The organism is Kribbia dieselivorans NBRC 106261 (assembly GCF_001552435.1).
Classification (GTDB): domain Bacteria; phylum Actinomycetota; class Actinomycetes; order Actinomycetales; family Dermatophilaceae; genus Kribbia; species Kribbia dieselivorans.
Genome location: NZ_BCRE01000080.1, coordinates 1 through 17,186, shown reverse-complemented (window position 1 = coordinate 17,186; position 17,186 = coordinate 1). Strand labels below are relative to the sequence as shown.

Sequence of the window (17,186 nt, the reverse complement as noted above, 5' to 3'; positions counted from 1 at the left end):
GCCCCATAACGGTTCGAGGTGTCAGCGACCGTTGGAACGGTCGCTGACACCTCGAACCGGGGGCGGCAAGCGCGGGGCCGGCCTCAGATCACTTGCGGTTCCAGACGTCGACGAAGTCGCGGGCCGGCTCACCGATGTAGATCTGGCGCGGGCGGCCGATCTTGGTCTCCGGGTCCTCGATCATCTCGCGCCACTGGGCGATCCACCCAGGCACCCGACCGAGCGCGAAGAGCACGGTGAACATCTTGGTGGGGAAGCCCATGGCCTTGTAGATCAGGCCGGTGTAGAAGTCGACGTTCGGGTAGAGCTTGCGCGAGACGAAGTAGTCGTCGTGCAGGGCGATGTCCTCGAGGCGCAGCGCGATCTCGAGGAGCTCGTTGTTGTGGCCCTGCTTGTCGAGCAGCTCGTGGGCGGTCTCCTTGATGATCGCCGCGCGCGGGTCGTAGTTCTTGTAGACCCGGTGGCCGAAGCCCATGAGGCGGACGCCGTCGTCCTTGTCCTTGACCTTCTTCATGAAGGTGTCGACGTCGTAGTCGGCGTTCTGGATCTTCTCCAGCATCTCGAGCACGGCCTGGTTGGCACCACCGTGCAGCGGGCCGAACAGGGCGTTGATGCCGGCCGAGACGGACGCGAACATGTTCGCGTGCGACGACCCGACGAGGCGGACCGTCGAGGTCGAGCAGTTCTGCTCGTGGTCGGCGTGCAGGACCAGCAACAGGTCGAGGGCCTTGACCAGGTCGGGGTCGAGCTCGTAGGCCTCGGCCGGGTTGCCGAAGGTCATGCGCAGGAAGTTCTCGACCAGGGACAGGGAGTTGTCCGGGTAGAGGAACGGCTGGCCGATCGACTTCTTGTGGGCGTACGCCGCGATGGTGGGCAGCTTGGCCAGGAGGCGGATCGTGGAGATCTCGACCTGCTCCTGGTCGAACGGGTCGAGGCTGTCCTGGTAGAAGGTCGACAGCGCCGAGACGGCCGAGGAGAGGACCGGCATCGGGTGGGCGTCGCGCGGGAAGCCGCTGAAGAACGCCTTGAGGTCCTCGTGGAGCATCGTGTGGCGGCTGATGCGCTCGGTGAAGTCCTCGAGCTGGGCCTGCGTGGGCAGCTCCCCGTAGATCAGCAGGTAGCTGACCTCGACGAAGGAGGACTTCTTCGCGAGCTGCTCGATCGGGTAGCCGCGGTAGCGCAGGATGCCGGCGTCACCGTCGATGTAGGTGATCTCGCTCTTGCAGGACGCGGTGTTGGTGAACCCGTTGTCCAGCGTGACGTTGCCGGTGTCCTTGAGGAGGGTGGCGATGCTGTATCCGTCGTTGCCCTCGGTCGACTTGACCAGCGGAAGCTCGAGCGTCTTGTCGGACGTCGTCAGAGTCGCACCCGCGATCGCGGTGGTTGCGTCGTTGCTCATGGTGAGTTTGTTCCTTTTCACTGAGGGGCCGTGGCCCTCGCGGCGGGGCGGTCGGCCCCCACAGCGTGGCGTCGGCCACACTGCACTCAGGCACTGAAACTACCCCAGAGCCCGGTGAACCGAGGAATTCGGGTCCCCGCGAACTCCCCGTCGGACCGAGAGAGCCCGGGTTCAGGCCAGTCGGCGCGCGGCGTCGGCGATGGCGTCGTCACCGGCCGTCAGGGCCACCCGCACGTGGCGACCGGACGAGGCTCCGTAAAACGCGCCCGGGGCCACCGCGATGCCGCGCTCGGCGAGTCTGGCCACGGTTTCCCAGCAGTCCTCCTCGGCGGTTGCCCAGAGGTAGAGGCCCGCCTCGGAGTCGTCGATGCGCATGCCGAACCGCGCCAGGGCGGGGCGGAGCACGGCGCGGCGAGCGGCGTAGCGATCCCGCTGCAGCACCACGTGGGCGTCGTCGGTCACGGCTGCGAGCAGGGCCTGCTGCACCGGCCACGGCACGATCATGCCGGCGTGCTTGCGCACCTCGACCAGACCCGCGACCAGGGCCGGATCGCCGGCGACGAACGCGGCGCGGTACCCGGCCAGGTTGGACTGCTTGCTCGTCGAGTACACGGCCAACAGCCCGGCGTGATCGCCGCCGGTGACGCGTGGGTCGAGGATGCTCGGCGTCGATCCGGTCGTCTCACGCTCGCTCTCGTCACGCCAGTCCAACTCGGCGTAGCACTCGTCACTGGCGACGATGACCCCGTTCCGACGCGCCCACTCGACCACCTTGCGCAGGTGCTCGACGCCGAGGACCTTGCCGGTGGGGTTGCCCGGCGAGTTGAGCCACAGCAGCTTCGGGGTGGTCGACGGGGTCAGCGGCCCGAGCGCGGCCAGACCGTCCACGACGATCGGCGTCGCCCCGGCCAACCGAGCACCGACGTCGTAGGTGGGATAGGCGACCCGCGGGATGCCGACGAGGTCGCCGGCGCGCAGGCCCAGGAGGGTGGGCAGCCACGCCACGAGTTCCTTCGAGCCGATCGTGGGCATGACGGCATCCGGGTGGACATCGGGCACGCCCCGACGGCGTCGGAACCAGTCCGAGATGGCCTCACGCAGGTCGGGAGTGCCCCACACCTGCGGGTAACCGGGCGCGTTGGCGGCCGACCTCAGGGCATCCTGGATGACGTCCGGGGTGGGGTCGACCGGGGTGCCGACGGAGAGGTCGATCAGACCGCCGCGATGCGCGCGAGCACGCTCCTTGTACGGCGCGAGGGAATCCCAGGGAAAGTCAGGAAGATCGGTGATCACCGTGGATCATTCGTCGTGTTCTTGCGGGGGCAAGGCAGCGACGAGGGCGTGGTCCTTGTTGATCAGGCCGAGCTTGGCGGCCCCGCCGGGGCTGCCCAGGTCGTCGAAGAACTCGACGTTGGCTTTGTAGTAGTCCGCCCACTCCGACGGCACATCGTCCTCGTAGTAGATCGCCTCGACCGGGCAGACCGGCTCACAGGCACCGCAGTCGACGCACTCGTCGGGGTGGATGTAGAGCATCCGCTCACCCTCGTAGATGCAGTCAACGGGGCACTCGTCAATGCAGGCCTTGTCCTTGAGGTCGACACAAGGAAGGGCGATCACGTACGTCATGCTCGGCATCCTAGAACCCCCGGAGGGCTCAGCGGTAGGCGGGTCCGCAGATCAGTCCCGCCTCCCCACCGTGGCACGGTCAGTCGGAGCTGCCGCCCTTGCCATCGCCCCCGCCGACGCAGTTGACCTGGTCCTCGGCGATGTAGTGGGTGACGAAGTCGCGGGTCTCCACCGTGCGGCCGCCCTTCTTGACGACGCGGGTGACCGTGACGTCGAAGCCCTCGGCCGCGGCCTGGGGCACGCACCCCTTGGAGCGGTCGGTGATCGTCTTCGGCTTCCTGACGTTGCGCCGCGGGCTCTTGGAGTCGCTGACCTGGAAGGTCTTGACGCCCAGGAACGACACGTGGACCTGATCGCCGTTCACCCCGGCCCGAACGAGGATTCCGCCGTCGGTGGTGTTGGTCCACTTCTGGTCGACGTCCGGCCACGAGATCGTCGCCTCACGCCCCTCCGGGTAGCGGGGGATGTAGAAGCTGTGCGGGGTGTACTGGTCGATGCGCACCCCCGCGAAGAAGGCCGCGTTGAACAGCGTCGTCGACAATTGCGAGATGCCGCCGCCGTAGTCCATCCGCAGCCGACCGGCGTAGATCACCGGTTGCTTGCTGTAGCCCTTCTCCCCGGTGCGTTGGCCGAGGATGCCGTTGAGCGAGAGCTGCCCACCGGGCGGGACGTACGTGCCGTTGAGGGTCCGCGCCGCGATCCGGATGTTGTTGGTGCGGCCCGGGTTGGGCGGGAGCGTCGTGGCGAAGGCCGAGATCTCGCCCTTGGGGAGCGTGGCCTTGGCCCTGGCCGTGGTCAGTTCGGGCTCGAGTTTGACCGTCGCCACCCGCGCGGTGCGATTGTCGGCGAGCAGCGCCCGCTTGACCGGCTCGAAGACGCTGGCCTCCTTGATGCCGATCCCGGTCTTCGAGGGCGTGACGGAGAATCGTGTGCCGCCTTGGTAGCGCACCTGCGCGTTCGTGGCCGGCGAGATCGCCCCGGAGGCGGTGGCCGCGTCGACGACGACCCGGGTGATCACCGCGTCGTCGTACTCGGGGCTGAGCTTGCCCTTGCCGTCGTCGCGCACGGTGATCCCCGTCGCCAACGCCGCCGGCGCGACCTGGAACGACTTCGTCCCGGCCTTGACCGTCAGCGGACCGTTCATGGCCGGTGTGGCGAACTCGTTGGCGAACCGGGTGATCTCGTCGTTGCTCAGGGTGGGCTGGGTGGTGGTGGTCACCGCGACGACACTGCGACCGCCGGGCCAGACCTCGCTGACACGCCGGGCCGTGGCCGTGGCGTCCGGCTTGAGGCCGGTGCGCGAGCGCACGACCGTGACCTTGCCGTCCTTGAGGCTGACCGAGCCCTCGGCCGGAGCCGCCTCGAGCGGCTTGAGGGCCTTGGCCACCGTCGACTCCAGCTTGGTGTCGTCGATGTCGCGCACGATGTCTCGCCGCACCCCGCCGCGGAGGTGGTTGACGATGTCGACGGGGTTGAGGCTGAAGCCGGTCAGCCCGGCCAGGGAGGCCTCGTAGTCGATCTGCATGCCGGCCTCGACCGGGTCGACGACCACCTTGCGGGCCGGGCTGGTCACAGTGATCCGCGCACGAGACTCCTCATCGAGGGCCTTGCGCAGGGCGGAGATCGCCTCGGCATCGGTCATGCCGCCGACGTCGACGCCGCCGACGAGGGTGTTGCTCGGCACGCGCTGGCCGAAGAATCCGGCGGCGACGATGTACAGGGCGGCGAGGATGATGGCCAGCGCGACCCCACCGGCGATGGCCAGACCGCGACCACGCCGCGTCGGCTCGGCGAGGTCCCAGAAACCGTCGGCATCGTCGCCGAAGCCGGTTTCGTCGAGCGGAGTGGGTTGGCTCTGACCGCGCTGATCGTTCGTGTTCATCAACCTCGTGCCTCAGGTCAGGGGCATCACGGCAGGGCGCCGTACCGTCCCCGGAAGTACGTCAGGGCCGGCTGCGAGTTGGCCGGCATGCTCAACGAGAGTACGTTGCCGATGACGATGCTGTGGTCCCCAGCAGGGTGGATCGCCTCGGTTCGACACTCAATCGTTGTCAGCGAACCGGCGAGCAGCACCACCCCGGTCGCGACTCCCCGTTCGTGGGGGACATGGTCGAACTGACCCGGAATGGGCCGCCCGGGGGTGGCCAACCAGGAGGCGGCGGGGCGCTGTGCCTCGGCCAGCACGCTGACGCCGAACACCCCGGCATCGACGACCGCATCGTGGAACCGCGAGTCGGTGTCCACGCACGTGAGCACGAGCATCGGATCGAGCGAGACCGACGTGAACGAGTTGACCGTGATGGCATGGTCGAGGCGGCCACTGCGGGTGCTCACGACCACCACACCGGTGGCGAAGCGCCCCATCGCCTGACGGAACTCGTCCTCGCTCGGCGGGGTGAACGGCGGCGTGGGGGACCCCGAGTTCGGGCCCGTCACGGCTGCCCGGGGGCGTCCCACGAGGGCGTCACGGACCAGGCCGAGCGCGGCAACGGCCGGCCGGAGGCCGGATCGATGGGGCAGTACGCCTCCCGCCCGGGCAGCCGCGCCGCGATGTTGTTGGACAGGGCGTAGACCGGGCCGTGCGGTGTCTCGGCCACGCTGACCTGGGTGCGGTGCGCCACCAGCGCGGACACCTGGGCGCCGACGGCCTCAGGCACCTGAAGCAGGATGAGGTCGAGGTCCTCGACCACCGACGGCGGGTACTCCCCATCCGGGTCGGGCAGGGTCCACCCCAACTCCGCCAAGGCCCCCGGCGAGAGGTGATCGGCCAGCCAGACGCGGTCCTCCCGGGCCCAGCCGGCCGGGAGGTAGACCGCCCAGACCTGGGGCCGACCCGCCCCCATCGCGTCGACCGCCGCGCAGGTCACCCGGTGGGTGGCGATGTGGTCCGGGTGGCCGTAGCCGCCGTGCTCGTCGTAGGTGACGACGACGTCGGGATCGATCCGTTCGATGACCTCGCGCACCGCCGTGACGGCCTCGGCCCGGTCGGCGTTGACCCACGCCCGCGGGTCGGCGGCGGACGGCGCTCCGGCCATGCCCGAATCCCGCCACCGGGACAGCGCCCCGGTCAGCGCATTCTCGCCGAGCACCTCGTGCTCGACCCCGAGGGCCTCCATCGCCCGCCGCAGTTCCCCGCGACGGTACGCGCCGAGGGTGTCGTCGGCGTCGGCGGCCAGGTGCGCCAACTCGGGCGGGATGACCTCGCCCATCTCACCGAGGGTGCACGTCAGGACGTACACCTGATCGGTGGTCGCGAGTTGGGCCAGGGCCACCCCGGTGGCGAGCGTCTCGTCGTCGGGATGGGCATGGATGAAGAGGTACTTCACGGGGTCACCTTCACGGTCGAGAGATCGAGGACCCCACCCAGGGCCTGGTTGACGGTCAGGCCACCGATCGACGCTCCGGCCAGATGGGTGGAGCGGTGCTGGGCCAGGGGCACGTACCCGCCCGACTTGAGCAGACCGATGTCGATGGTCGACCATGCCTTGGCCCGCTTCGCGCCGCGCGCCAACCCGGCGGCCTCGTCGAAGTCCGCGTTGAGCCCGGCGTCGCGCAGCAGGCCGTAGTCGCGACCGGCGCTGGAGCCCTGGAGGTTCATCCGCGAGTCGAACAGCGGTGGGAGGACGGTCGACGCCGACGGCCACTCGGCCGCCCAGTTGGCCCAGAAGACGTCGGTTTGCTTGCCGGCCTCGGCCTTGGCGATGGTGGTGAAGTAGTCCTCGGTGATGGGCTTGAGCGTGACCTCGAATCCGGCTCGGCGCCACGTCGGGAGCAGGGCTTTCATGGCCTCGTCCATCCGCTCGTCGGAGCGGTACGTCACCGAGACCTTCACCGGTGTGGAGACCTTGGCCTGACGCAGCCCGGTCTTGGCCGTGGGCACGTCCGCACCCCCGGCGGCGGGCATGGCGGCGGAGTGGTGGGAGGGCACCACCGTCGTCAGCAGCGAGTCGACCGGTCGGGCCACCTCGTCGCCACCGAGCGCCGCGGCGTAGGCGGCCCGGTCGGTGGCCAGGGCGAAGGCCCGCCGCACCTTGGCGTTCTTCATCGGCCCTCGAGAGTGGTTCGGGGCGAGGTAGTCGACGATGCGGTTCGGCTCATCGAGGATGGTCACCCCCTCGGAGGTGGACTGGCGCACCTGCTCGACGACCACCGGCGGGGCCGGGTCGAGCACGAGCGTGGTGCGACCGCGGTCGGTGTCGCGCAGGGCGCTGACCACCCGGTCGGGCGAGGCGCCCTCCTCGATGACGAAGGAGTTCACGTTGGCCTTGCGGACCGGGTCGGAGGAGGCCTTCCACTTCGGGTTGCGCACGAAGGTCCCGCCGGTGCCGGGGGTCCAGGCCTTCTCCAGCTTGTACGGGCCGGAGGATCGTGCCGCGTGCAACCCGTCCGCACGGCGATCCGAGGCCTTGGCCACGGGCGCGAACTCGGGCCGCGAGACCATCTCGTCGAAGTCGCCCACCGGCTCGGAGAGGACGTAGGTGATCGTGTTGCCCTGGCACGAGACGGCCTCGTTGAAGGCCTTCTCCGACGGGCCGCCCTTCTTGGTGCGGAACGGACCCTTGTAGCTGCTGGAGCCGTCCTTGTTCTTGGGGATGTCCAGGTAGGCCAGGGCGTACCCCGACCCGCCGCCGAGGTCCGGGTCGAAGCCGCGCGCCACGCCGTGGACCAGATCCGCGCAGGTCAGCGCACTGCCGTCCTGCCAGGTCAGGCCCTTGCGCAGCGTGAAGCGCCACCGCCGACCGCCGTTGGAGGAGGTGCCCGTGTCGGTGGCGAGGTCACCGACCAGAGCGACCTGTTTGGCCACCTCACTCGACCCCGGGTGGGTCGTCAGGGTGCGCATCCACAGCCGGGAGGCGACCGCCGCGGCGTCGGGGTTGGACAGCCGTTGCGGGTCCCACGCGGCGATCGTGCCCTGGCTGAGCACGGTGACGTCCTGACTCGGAGCACCGAGCTCCGCCGGCCCGCCGCCGCCCTCATCACAGGCGGCGACGGCCACCGCCAGCACCGCGGTCATCGCCATCGCCACGGGAAGTCGCCGCTTCATGGCGTTCATCCTCCTCAGGAATTGCGCGCCCGGGAAGCCGCACGCGCCCGCAGGCTCTGATCGAGCTCGACCTTGCGGATCCGGACCGCGCCCGGAGTCACCTCGACGCACTCGTCCTCACGGCAGAACTCCAGGCACTGCTCGAGGCTGAGCTTCTTCGCCGGCACGATCTTCTCGAAGTTGTCGGACGACGACGCGCGCACGTTCGTCAGCTTCTTCTCCTTGGTGATGTTGACGTCCATGTCGTCGGCGCGCGAGTTCTCGCCGACGATCATGCCCTCGTACACCTCGGTGGTCGGCTCGACGAACAGCGTGCCACGCTCCTGCAGGTTGACCATGGCGTACGCCGTGGCCGCCCCGGAACGGTCGGCGACCAGCGAGCCGGAGACGCGTGTGGTGATCGTGCCGAACCACGGCTCGTAACCCTCGAAGACGTGGTGGGCGATGCCGGTGCCGCGGGTCTCGGTGAGGAACTCGGTGCGGAACCCGATCAGACCGCGCGAGGGCACGGTGAACTCCATGCGCACCCAGCCGGTGCCGTGGTTGGTCATCTCGGACATCCGACCCTTGCGGGCGGCGAGCAGCTGGGTGATCGCGCCCAGGTACTCCTCGGGCGTGTCGACGGTCAGGTGCTCGACCGGCTCGTGCTTCTTGCCGTCGATCTCACGGGTGACCACCTGCGGCTTGCCGACGGTCAACTCGAAGCCCTCGCGGCGCATCTGCTCGACGAGGATGGCCAGCGCGAGCTCGCCTCGTCCCTGGACCTCCCACGCGTCCGGACGCTCGGTGGGCAGCACGCGCAGCGAGACGTTGCCGATGAGCTCGCGCTCGAGACGGTCCTTGACCAAGCGCGCGGTGACCTTCGTCCCGCGCTCCTTGCCGGCCATCGGGGAGGTGTTCGTGCCGATGACCATCGAGATGGCCGGCTCGTCGATCTCGATGAGCGGCAGCGGCTGCGGGTCGTCGGGGTCGGCGAGGGTGTCACCGATCATGATCTCCGGGATGCCGGCGATGGCGATGATGTCGCCTGGCAGCGCACGCTCGGCCGGCTTGCGCTCGAGACCCTCGGTCATAAGGAGCTCGGTGATCTTGACCCGCTCGACGGAGCCGTCGTGCTTGCACCATGCGACCTGCTGGCCCTTGCGGATCTCACCGTTGTAGACGCGCAGCAGGGCCAGTCGACCGAGGAAGTTACTCGCGTCGAGGTTGGTGACGTGCGCCTGCAGCTTGCCACCCTCCTCGAACGTCGGCGCCGGGATCGCCTCGAGGATCGTGCGGAACAGCGGCTCGAGCGACTTCTCGTCGGGCAGCGTGCCGTTCTCCGGGCGGTTGAGCGACGCGGCGCCGTTGCGGCCGGAGGCGTAGACGATCGGGAAGTCGATCTGGTCCTCGTCGGCGCCGAGGTCGAGGAAGAGCTCCTCGGCCTCCTCGACGACCTCGGCGATGCGGGCGTCGGGGCGGTCGACCTTGTTGATGCACAGCACGACCGGCTTGCGGGCCTCGAGGGCCTTGCGCAGCACGAAGCGGGTCTGGGGCAGCGGGCCCTCGGAGGCGTCGACGAGCAGGACGACCCCGTCGACCATCGACAGTCCGCGCTCGACCTCGCCACCGAAGTCGGCGTGACCGGGGGTGTCGATGATGTTGATCGTCACGAAGTCGTCGTCGGTGTCGTCGAGCAGGCCGAGTTCGGTCGCCGACGGACCGGAGTAGTGCACCGCGGTGTTCTTCGCGAGGATGGTGATGCCCTTCTCGCGCTCCAGGTCGCCCGAGTCCATGACCCGCTCGCCGGTCGTTTCGACGGTGTCACGCTCGCCGAAGACGCCGGACTGCCAGAGCATCTGGTCGACGAGGGTGGTCTTGCCGTGGTCGACGTGGGCCACGATGGCGACGTTGCGAACGTCCTTGCGCTGGAGTTGGGGCATTGCCGCATTCTCGCAGCATCCGGGCCGTCGCCGAAAATCGAGAGTCGGCGACGGCCGGAATGGACGTCGATCAGACGATGGCGAGGTTCGTGGACTCCGCGTAGTGACACGCGACCGAGTGCCCGGCCTGCGTCTCGCGCGGCAGCGGCACCTCCTCGACACAGCGCTTCTTCTCGGTGTCGGTCAGGGTGCGGTACTTCGGACAGCGGGTGTGGAACACGCAGCCGCTGGGCGGGTTGATCGGCGAGGGCAGGTCGCCGGTCAGCAGAATGCGGTCGCGCTTGTTCTCCTTGCGCGGGTCCGGCAACGGCACGGCCGAGAGCAGCGCCTGGGTGTACGGGTGCTGCGGGTCGGCGTAGAGCGTGTCGCGGTCGGTGAGTTCGACGATCTTGCCGAGGTACATCACGGCCACGCGGTCGGAGATGTGCCGCACGACGGAGAGGTCGTGGGCGATGAAGATGTAGGTGATGCCGAACTCGTTCTGGATGTCCTCGAGCAGGTTGACCACCTGCGCCTGGATCGACACGTCCAGCGCGGACACCGGCTCATCGCAGACGATGATGTCGGGCTGCAACGCGACGGCCCGGGCGATGCCGATGCGCTGACGCTGACCGCCGGAGAACTCGTGCGGGTAGCGGTTGTAGTGCTCGGGGTTGAGGCCGACGCGCTCCATGAGTTCCTGGACCCGCTTCTTCACGCCACCCTCGGGCGTGATGCCCTGGATCGCGAACGGCGCTCCGACGATCGACCCGACCGTCTGGCGCGGGTTGAGCGAGCCGTAGGGGTCTTGGAAGACCATCTGCATCTCGGTGCGCAACCGGCGCAGCTCGCGGCCCTTCGCGCCGGTGACGTCCTTGCCCTTGAACTCGATCGTGCCGGCCGTCGGCTCGAGCAACTGGAGCACGGTGCGGCCCATCGTCGACTTGCCACAGCCGGATTCGCCGACCACGCCGAGCGTCTCACCGGGGTAGAGCTCGAACGAGACTCCGTCGACGGCCTGCACCGGGGAATCGGGCCGGCGGATGACCCCCGAGGTCTTGCGGGGAAAGTACTTCTTGAGGTCCTTCACGCGCAGGATCGGCTCCTGGCCGTCGCGCTGGGCCTTCACGGGCGTGGTGCTCACAGGCTCGGCTTCACCTTCTGCTCGAAGATCACGTGGCGCTCCCCCTCCGGGATCGCGCAACGCACGGGGTGCGGCAGTTCCGGGTTGAAGACCGGCACCTGCGAGACGCAGTGGTACTTGGCCTCATCCATGAACGGGCACCGCGGGTGGAAGGCGCAGCCGCTGGGCGGGTTGATCAACGACGGCGGGTTGCCGGCGATCGGGCGGAGCCGCTCGAGCCTGGCCCGGTCCATGCGCGGCATCGACGACAGCAGACCCCACGTGTACGGGTGGCCCGGGGTGTAGAAGACCTCGTCGGCCGAACCGCGCTCCACCGCCTTGCCGCCGTACATGACGAGGATCTCGTGGGCCATCTCGGCGACCACGCCCAGATCGTGGGTGATGATGATGATCGAGGAGCCGAACTCCTCCTGCAGCCCGACGAGGAGCTCGAGGATCTGCGCCTGGACGGTCACGTCCAGGGCGGTGGTCGGCTCGTCGGCGATGATCAGGCGCGGGTCGTTGATCAGCGCCATGGCGATCATCGCGCGTTGACGCATACCGCCGGAGAACTCGTGCGGGTACTGGTCGATCCGCTTGTCCGGGTTGGGGATGCCGACGCGGTCGAGCATCTCGATGGTGCGCGTGCGGGCCGCGGACTTCGAGACGTTGTGGTGGACCCGATAGGCCTCCATGATCTGGTTGCCGACGGTGTAATACGGGTGCAGCGCCGACAGCGGGTCCTGGAAGACCATGGCGATGTCACGGCCACGCATGCGGCGCAACTGCTCGTCGCCGATCTGCAGCAGGTCGGTGCTGTCGAAGAAGATGTTGCCGCTGACCTGGGCGCGACTGCCGCGGTGCAGACCCATGATGGCCTGGCTCGAGACCGACTTGCCCGATCCGGACTCCCCCACGATGCCGAGGGTGCGACCGGCCGGGACGGTGTACGACAGCCCGTCGACGGCCTTGACCAGGCCGTCCTCGGTCGGGAAGTGGACCTTGAGTCCCTCGACGCGAAGCAGGGCGGATTCGTCACGCGGCGCATCGAGCGCGACCGTGGACGACGGAGCGTGGTGTGCGCGGCCGATCATGCGAGCTTCACCCTCGGGTCGATGACGGCGTAGAGCACGTCGACAATGATGTTCGCCAGGATGACGATGGTGGACAGGGTCAGCACGATGCCGACGGTGACCGGCAGGTCCCACGTCGTGGCGGCATCGACGGCCAACTTGCCCAGCCCCTGATAGTTGAAGACCGTCTCGGTGATGATCGCGCCGCCGAGCAGACCGGCGAAATCGAGCGCGGCCAGCGTGATGAGCGGCGTCAGGGCCGAGCGCATCGTGTGCTTCCACAGGATGGTGCGCTTGTCCAGGCCCTTGGCCTTCGCGGTACGCAGGTAGTCCTCACTCGCGGCCTCGATGACGTACGAGCGGGTCAGGCGGATGTAGCCGGCGATGTAGAAGAGCGCCAGCGTCAATCCGGGTAGGAAGAGCCCCATGGCCCAGGCCACCGGATCCTCGGTGAACGCGGTGTAGACCGGTTGCGGCGTCAATTCCCACTTGATGGCCACGAACTTGTAGAGGAACAGGCCGATGAAGAAGGTCGGGAAGGCGTAGAAGATCAGGGCCGTCCCGACGATGAGTTTGTCCGGCCATCTGCCCTTGTACAGCGCGGCGACTATACCGCCGCCGACCCCGAAGGCGATCCACATGATGAACGCCGCCACCGCGAGGGAGGCCGAGATCGGCGCCCGTTCGGCGAGCATCGAGGTGACCGTACTGTTCTCCTTCGGCGAATACCCCAGGCACGGAGCGTCGCAGCGCGCGATGGTCTCGGGCGCGGACTTGCGCAGGGCCGGGTCGTCCGGGAAGTCACGGCCGACGAAGACGCCCTTGACGAACTTGGCGTACTGCACCGGGACGGGGTCGTCGTAGCCGAGCATGGCTCGGTTGCGCTCCAGGACTCCCGGGACACCACAGGCCTTGCCACAGGTGTAGCGAACCGGGTCGACCGCCCCGTTGAAGAACATCAGGAAGGTCGCGAAGCTCATGACGATGAGCATGACCAGCCCGGAGAACAGGCGGCGGATGACGTACGCGTACATGTGATCAAGCCTTGCGGCTGGGGCCTCTCGTCGGTGGACTTCGGTGCTGGTGCGGGGAGCGGTGTGGTGGCCGCTCCCCGCACCGGGGTGACTCTAGGTGAGTCGGGTGGAGCTCAACTCATCACTTGACGCCAACGGTGCCCAGGTCCGCGAACATGCTGGTCGCCTCGGTCTGCTCGTACCCGGTGACGTTCTTGCCCCGGATGAAGTAGAACCGCTGGATGTAGTTGGGGATGTACCCGTAGTCCTCGGAGATCGTCTTGTCGATCGCCGAGTACGCCTCGCCGGCCTTGATCGGGTCGGTGATGAGGGCGGCCTTGTCGATCGCCTGGTCCACGGCCTTGTTCTTGTACTGGCCGTAGTTGTTGCCCACCTGGCTGGCGGACAGCTGACGGCTGTCGAACAGGAGCGGGATGACCGTGGCGGCCGACGGGTAGTCCGAACCCCAACCGCCCTGGAAGACGTCGGAGTCGTTGTTCGGCTTGTTGACGATGTCGTAGTACGTCTCGGTCAGCGGGTCGAGCGAGGTCTTGAACCCGGCCTTGTCCCAGCCCTCCTTGATGACACCCATCGCCTTGTCGAGCGTCGGGTCGCCACCCTGGTAGGTGAGCTTGATCGGGTACGGCATCTTGACACCGGCGTCGGTGAGGATCTTCTTCGCGGCGGCCGGGTCACCAGCGGCCGGGATCTTCGAGAAGATCGGGTTCTCCTGGAAACCGGGCAGCGACGGGTTGATGATCGACGTCGCGGCCACGGCGGCCTTGTCACCACCGAGGGCGCCGACCCAGCCCTCGTTGTCGGTCGCCGTCGCGAGCGCCTTGCGGACGTTGACGTCCTTGACGCGGCTCATGTTCGGCACGAGGTAGAAGACGTACGGCGAGTCGACGAGCGTGGTCTGGTCCTTGAGGGGCTCGACCTTCGAGTACGACGGCGGGCGCACGACACGGTCGGTGATGGCGTTGGCGTCGTTGCCGGCACCGGCGACGATGCGGTCGGTGATGATCGACTCGTCGACGCCCTCCTCGAAGGTGATGGTGTCGGGGTTGGCCTGGCGGGTGCCCTCATCGGTCTTGGGGTCGTACTGGTCGTTGCGAACGAACTTGCCGCCCTTGCCCTTGGTCCACGTGCCGTCCAACTTGTACGGGCCGTTGGAGAAGATGACGAAGTTGTTCTTCGCGCCCTTGTCCTGGTCCTCGCGGTACGGGTCGAACACGCGCAGGCCGGCCACCGCGAGCGGGAAGTCACCCCACGGCTTGTTGAACTTGTACGTGATCTCGTTGCCCTTGCAGGTCACGGCCTTGTCGAAGAGCGCCTGGCCCTTCTTGCTGTACGGACCCTTGTAGGCCGGCGAGCCGTCCTTGTCCTTGGGGATGTCGAGGTACTGCGTCGGGTACTGGAAGGGGCCGCCGTCGAGCACGTCATACGCGAAGGCACGCGACACGCCGTACTTGAAGTCCTCGCAGACGACGTCCTTGCCGTCCTGCCACTTCACACCCTCCTTGAGCGTGACGGTCCAGGTCTTGCCGTCGCTGGAGGTGGGGACCTCGGTCGCGATGTCCGGGATCGGGGTCTGCGCCTTGGTCGCGTCCTTCTCGCCGGCCGGGAACTGGAACAGGCTCCGGTACACGGTGCGTCCGGTGGTGAAGATGTCACGACCGATGTACATGCGCTGCGGGTCCAGGTGCTCGGCGGGGCGCTTGGTCAGGTACAGCAGGTCGCCACCGGCGGTGGCGGCGCCGCCAGTTGCGCCAGTGTCGCCGTTGTTGTTGCCGGTGGTGCCTCCACCACATGCCGACAGGCCGAGAACGGCAACGGCGGAGAGCGCGATGACGCTCGAGGCCTTGGTGCGGTTCATTGGGGTGCTCCCTTGTTGTTGTTCCTGCTCCGCACCAGCGCGGAGCCTTCCCCGGACGACGGTCGCCGACCGGGAGTTCGAGGTGGACCGGCCGAGCCTCATCGGTCGGCCTTGGGGTCCAAGGCATCGCGCAGACCGTCACCGAGGAGGTTGAGGCTCAGGACGAGGATCGCGATGAAGAGGGCCGGGAAGAAGAAGAAGATGAAGTCCGACTCGGCGTACTGGATGGAGTCGCGCAGCACGTTTCCCAACGTCGGGGTCGGTGGCTTGATGCCGACGCCCAGATAGCTCAGGGCCGCCTCGGCGGAGATGAACTGCGGCATGAGCAGCGTCGAGTAGATGAGGATCGGGGCCCACAGGTTGGGCAAGAGCTCCTTGGCGTAGATGCGCCGGTTGTTGGCCCCCAGGCTGCGGGCGGCCTCGATGAACTCACGTTCGCGAATGGACAGCACTTGGCTGCGGATGACGCGGGCGAAGATCGGCCACCCGAACAGACCCAGGACGCCGACGACGTACATTCCGTTGGCGATGTCGCCCTCGGGCACGCCGAACCGGTCGGTGAGCAGTCGCACGACGATCGGCGACAGGGCGATGAGCATCAGCGTCTGGGGGAAGGTCAGGGTCAGGTCGATGAGTCGGGAGAGCCAGAAGTCGAGCCAGCCGCGCGAGTATCCGGCCACGACCCCGACGAACGTGCCCAGACCGATGGCCAGCAGGGTCGCCGAGACCGCGATGCCCAGCGAGTAGGTGACGCCGAGCACGAGTCGCGAGAGCACGTCCTGGCCCGTTCCGGGAACGACGCCCAACGGGTGTGCCCACGAGACGCCCCCGAACCGGCCCAGTGGCAGACCACCGCCGGTGACGTCGATCAGCTCACGGTTGCCGGAGAACGGGTCGAGCACGCCCAGGCGGCTGAGGATCGGCGCCGTGATGCCCATGATGAGACCGAAGAGGACGACGACGAGGATGAACATCGTGGTCTTGTCCCGGCGCAGCCGCATCCGGACGAGCTGCCAAGGGGTGCGGCCCTCGATCTTGGTGGCACCGACTTCTTCGGCGGCCGTGGCGACGACATCCGTTGAGAGGTCTTCGGCCGGCGGTTGGATCGACATGCGGTGGCGTACTCCTCCCTCGCGATGAGGGACTCAAGCCTCGGTCGGGTAGGCCGGCGTTGGCAGGTTTGCGGTCATGCGGACTGTTGCAAGAACTTTTCTCGTCCGTGAAAGGTAACCCACAGAACGGTCGAATGCAGGCACCTTGGAGAGCGGATACCAAATTGATACCCCTGAGTAGCGTCGTCACGGACAACGGTGCAGGTGAGCCTGCCCTTCGTGGCGAACCGTGTCCATGGATGCCAAGGTGGGCGCATGGCTGACGACTCCACCCCCTCGGATTCCGCCGAGCAGCGCGCCCGTGCGCACGAGCCGCACGATCCCGGGGTGGCCGGGCGCCTGAACGCGCTGCGCGCCGCGGTCCTGGGTGCCAACGACGGCATCGTCTCGACCGCCGGCATCGTCATCGGCGTGGCGGCCGCCGGGGCCGCGCGCGGCGAGATCTTCACCGCCGGTCTGGCCGGTCTGACGGCCGGAGCCATGAGCATGGCCGTCGGCGAGTACGTCTCGGTGTCGACCCAGCGCGACACGGAGAAGGCGCTGCTCGACAAGGAGCGCACCGAGTTGGCCACGATGCCGGTCGAGGAGATGGCCGAACTGGCCGGCCTGTACGAGAAGAAGGGCCTCAGCCGCGAGCTGGCGCGCGAGGTCGCCGAGCAGCTGCACGCGCACGACGCGCTGGCCGCGCACGCCGAGGTGGAGCTCAACATCGACCCCGACGAACTGACCAATCCGTGGCAGGCCGCCTTCGCCTCGATGGTGGCGTTCACCGCAGGAGCCCTGATCCCCCTGCTGGCCATCCTGTTGGCCCCTGAGGGCACCCGCACCGTCGTCACGGTCGCCGCGGTCATCATCGCGCTGCTGTTGACCGGATGGGTGAGCGCGAAGCTGGGTGACGCGCCGCGCCTGCGGGCGATGCTCCGGGTCGCCGGCGGTGGCGCCCTGGCCATGGCCGTGACCTACCTCATCGGTCTGCTCTTCGGCACCGCCGTCGCGTAGGGGCCACGACCCACCCACGC

The 17,186-nt window shown here is 68.1% G+C and carries 14 protein-coding genes; 1 reads left to right on the top strand and 13 read right to left on the bottom strand.

Annotated features, from left to right (window positions below; all coding sequences use genetic code 11):
- Window positions 1-88: 88 nt before the first annotated feature.
- The 13 genes from KD1_RS07735 to KD1_RS07675 form a co-directional block, all read right to left on the bottom strand.
- The gene (locus KD1_RS07735) at window positions 89-1,399 is read right to left on the bottom strand and encodes a citrate synthase (RefSeq protein ID WP_083542264.1); all 1,311 of its coding nucleotides are present in this window, start codon (window positions 1,397-1,399) and stop codon (window positions 89-91) included.
- 171 nt (window positions 1,400-1,570) lie between these two features.
- Window positions 1,571-2,692 (bottom strand): succinyldiaminopimelate transaminase, encoded by a 1,122-nt coding sequence (gene dapC / locus KD1_RS07730; protein ID WP_068400009.1) that lies wholly within the window; start codon window positions 2,690-2,692, stop codon window positions 1,571-1,573.
- A 6-nt stretch (window positions 2,693-2,698) separates the two neighbouring features.
- Window positions 2,699-3,025: a ferredoxin gene (fdxA, locus tag KD1_RS07725; protein WP_068400006.1), complete on the bottom strand. Its 327-nt coding sequence runs from the start codon at window positions 3,023-3,025 to the stop codon at window positions 2,699-2,701.
- A 79-nt stretch (window positions 3,026-3,104) separates the two neighbouring features.
- Window positions 3,105-4,907, bottom strand: coding sequence for a VanW family protein (locus KD1_RS07720; protein ID WP_068400003.1), 1,803 nt, complete (start codon window positions 4,905-4,907; stop codon window positions 3,105-3,107).
- Between the two features lie 26 nt (window positions 4,908-4,933).
- Complete coding sequence (locus tag KD1_RS07715; RefSeq protein WP_245627322.1) at window positions 4,934-5,461, bottom strand: flavin reductase family protein; 528 nt, start codon at window positions 5,459-5,461, stop codon at window positions 4,934-4,936.
- On the bottom strand, window positions 5,458-6,351 hold the full coding sequence (gene mshB / locus KD1_RS07710) for an N-acetyl-1-D-myo-inositol-2-amino-2-deoxy-alpha-D-glucopyranoside deacetylase (protein ID WP_068400000.1): 894 nt from the start codon (window positions 6,349-6,351) through the stop codon (window positions 5,458-5,460). The genes KD1_RS07715 and mshB overlap by 4 nt, the downstream gene beginning before the upstream one ends.
- On the bottom strand, window positions 6,348-8,069 hold the full coding sequence (locus KD1_RS17355; protein WP_068399997.1) for an ABC transporter substrate-binding protein: 1,722 nt from the start codon (window positions 8,067-8,069) through the stop codon (window positions 6,348-6,350). The genes mshB and KD1_RS17355 overlap by 4 nt, the downstream gene beginning before the upstream one ends.
- Before the next feature lie 14 nt (window positions 8,070-8,083).
- The gene (gene typA, locus KD1_RS07700) at window positions 8,084-9,991 is read right to left on the bottom strand and encodes a translational GTPase TypA (RefSeq protein WP_068399994.1); all 1,908 of its coding nucleotides are present in this window, start codon (window positions 9,989-9,991) and stop codon (window positions 8,084-8,086) included.
- Between the two features lie 70 nt (window positions 9,992-10,061).
- Entirely contained in the window at window positions 10,062-11,114 is a 1,053-nt protein-coding gene (locus tag KD1_RS07695) for an ABC transporter ATP-binding protein (protein ID WP_083542255.1), read from the bottom strand.
- Window positions 11,111-12,187 carry an ABC transporter ATP-binding protein gene (locus tag KD1_RS07690; RefSeq protein WP_083542253.1) on the bottom strand — a complete coding sequence of 359 codons (1,077 nt, stop codon included), beginning with the start codon at window positions 12,185-12,187 and terminating at the stop codon, window positions 11,111-11,113. Before KD1_RS07690 ends, KD1_RS07695 begins: the two co-directional genes overlap by 4 nt.
- Window positions 12,184-13,200, bottom strand: a complete 1,017-nt coding sequence (locus KD1_RS07685) for an ABC transporter permease (protein ID WP_068399991.1) — start codon at window positions 13,198-13,200, stop codon at window positions 12,184-12,186. Before KD1_RS07685 ends, KD1_RS07690 begins: the two co-directional genes overlap by 4 nt.
- 121 nt (window positions 13,201-13,321) lie before the next feature.
- Window positions 13,322-15,055, bottom strand: coding sequence for an ABC transporter substrate-binding protein (locus tag KD1_RS07680; RefSeq protein ID WP_068399989.1), 1,734 nt, complete (start codon window positions 15,053-15,055; stop codon window positions 13,322-13,324).
- 98 nt (window positions 15,056-15,153) lie between these two features.
- Window positions 15,154-16,167 (bottom strand): ABC transporter permease, encoded by a 1,014-nt coding sequence (locus KD1_RS07675; protein WP_068399986.1) that lies wholly within the window; start codon window positions 16,165-16,167, stop codon window positions 15,154-15,156.
- A gap of 255 nt (window positions 16,168-16,422) precedes the next feature.
- Between KD1_RS07675 and KD1_RS07670 the strand changes: the two genes are divergently transcribed.
- The gene (locus KD1_RS07670; RefSeq protein ID WP_068399983.1) at window positions 16,423-17,166 is read left to right on the top strand and encodes a VIT1/CCC1 transporter family protein; all 744 of its coding nucleotides are present in this window, start codon (window positions 16,423-16,425) and stop codon (window positions 17,164-17,166) included.
- Window positions 17,167-17,186 lie beyond the last annotated feature (20 nt).

Excerpts from the sequence above, each read along its gene's own strand:
- KD1_RS07735 (WP_083542264.1), bottom strand. The coding sequence starts at position 1,399 with ATGAGCAACGACGCAACCACCGCGATCGCGGGTGCGACTCTGACGACG.
- fdxA (WP_068400006.1), bottom strand. The coding sequence starts at position 3,025 with ATGACGTACGTGATCGCCCTTCCTTGTGTCGACCTCAAGGACAAGGCC.
- KD1_RS07720 (WP_068400003.1), bottom strand. The coding sequence starts at position 4,907 with ATGAACACGAACGATCAGCGCGGTCAGAGCCAACCCACTCCGCTCGAC.
- KD1_RS17355 (WP_068399997.1), bottom strand. The coding sequence starts at position 8,069 with ATGAAGCGGCGACTTCCCGTGGCGATGGCGATGACCGCGGTGCTGGCG.
- typA (WP_068399994.1), bottom strand. The coding sequence starts at position 9,991 with ATGCCCCAACTCCAGCGCAAGGACGTTCGCAACGTCGCCATCGTGGCC.
- KD1_RS07690 (WP_083542253.1), bottom strand. The coding sequence starts at position 12,187 with ATGATCGGCCGCGCACACCACGCTCCGTCGTCCACGGTCGCGCTCGAT.
- KD1_RS07685 (WP_068399991.1), bottom strand. The coding sequence starts at position 13,200 with ATGTACGCGTACGTCATCCGCCGCCTGTTCTCCGGGCTGGTCATGCTC.
- KD1_RS07680 (WP_068399989.1), bottom strand. The coding sequence starts at position 15,055 with ATGAACCGCACCAAGGCCTCGAGCGTCATCGCGCTCTCCGCCGTTGCC.
- KD1_RS07675 (WP_068399986.1), bottom strand. The coding sequence starts at position 16,167 with ATGTCGATCCAACCGCCGGCCGAAGACCTCTCAACGGATGTCGTCGCC.
- KD1_RS07670 (WP_068399983.1), top strand. The coding sequence starts at position 16,423 with ATGGCTGACGACTCCACCCCCTCGGATTCCGCCGAGCAGCGCGCCCGT.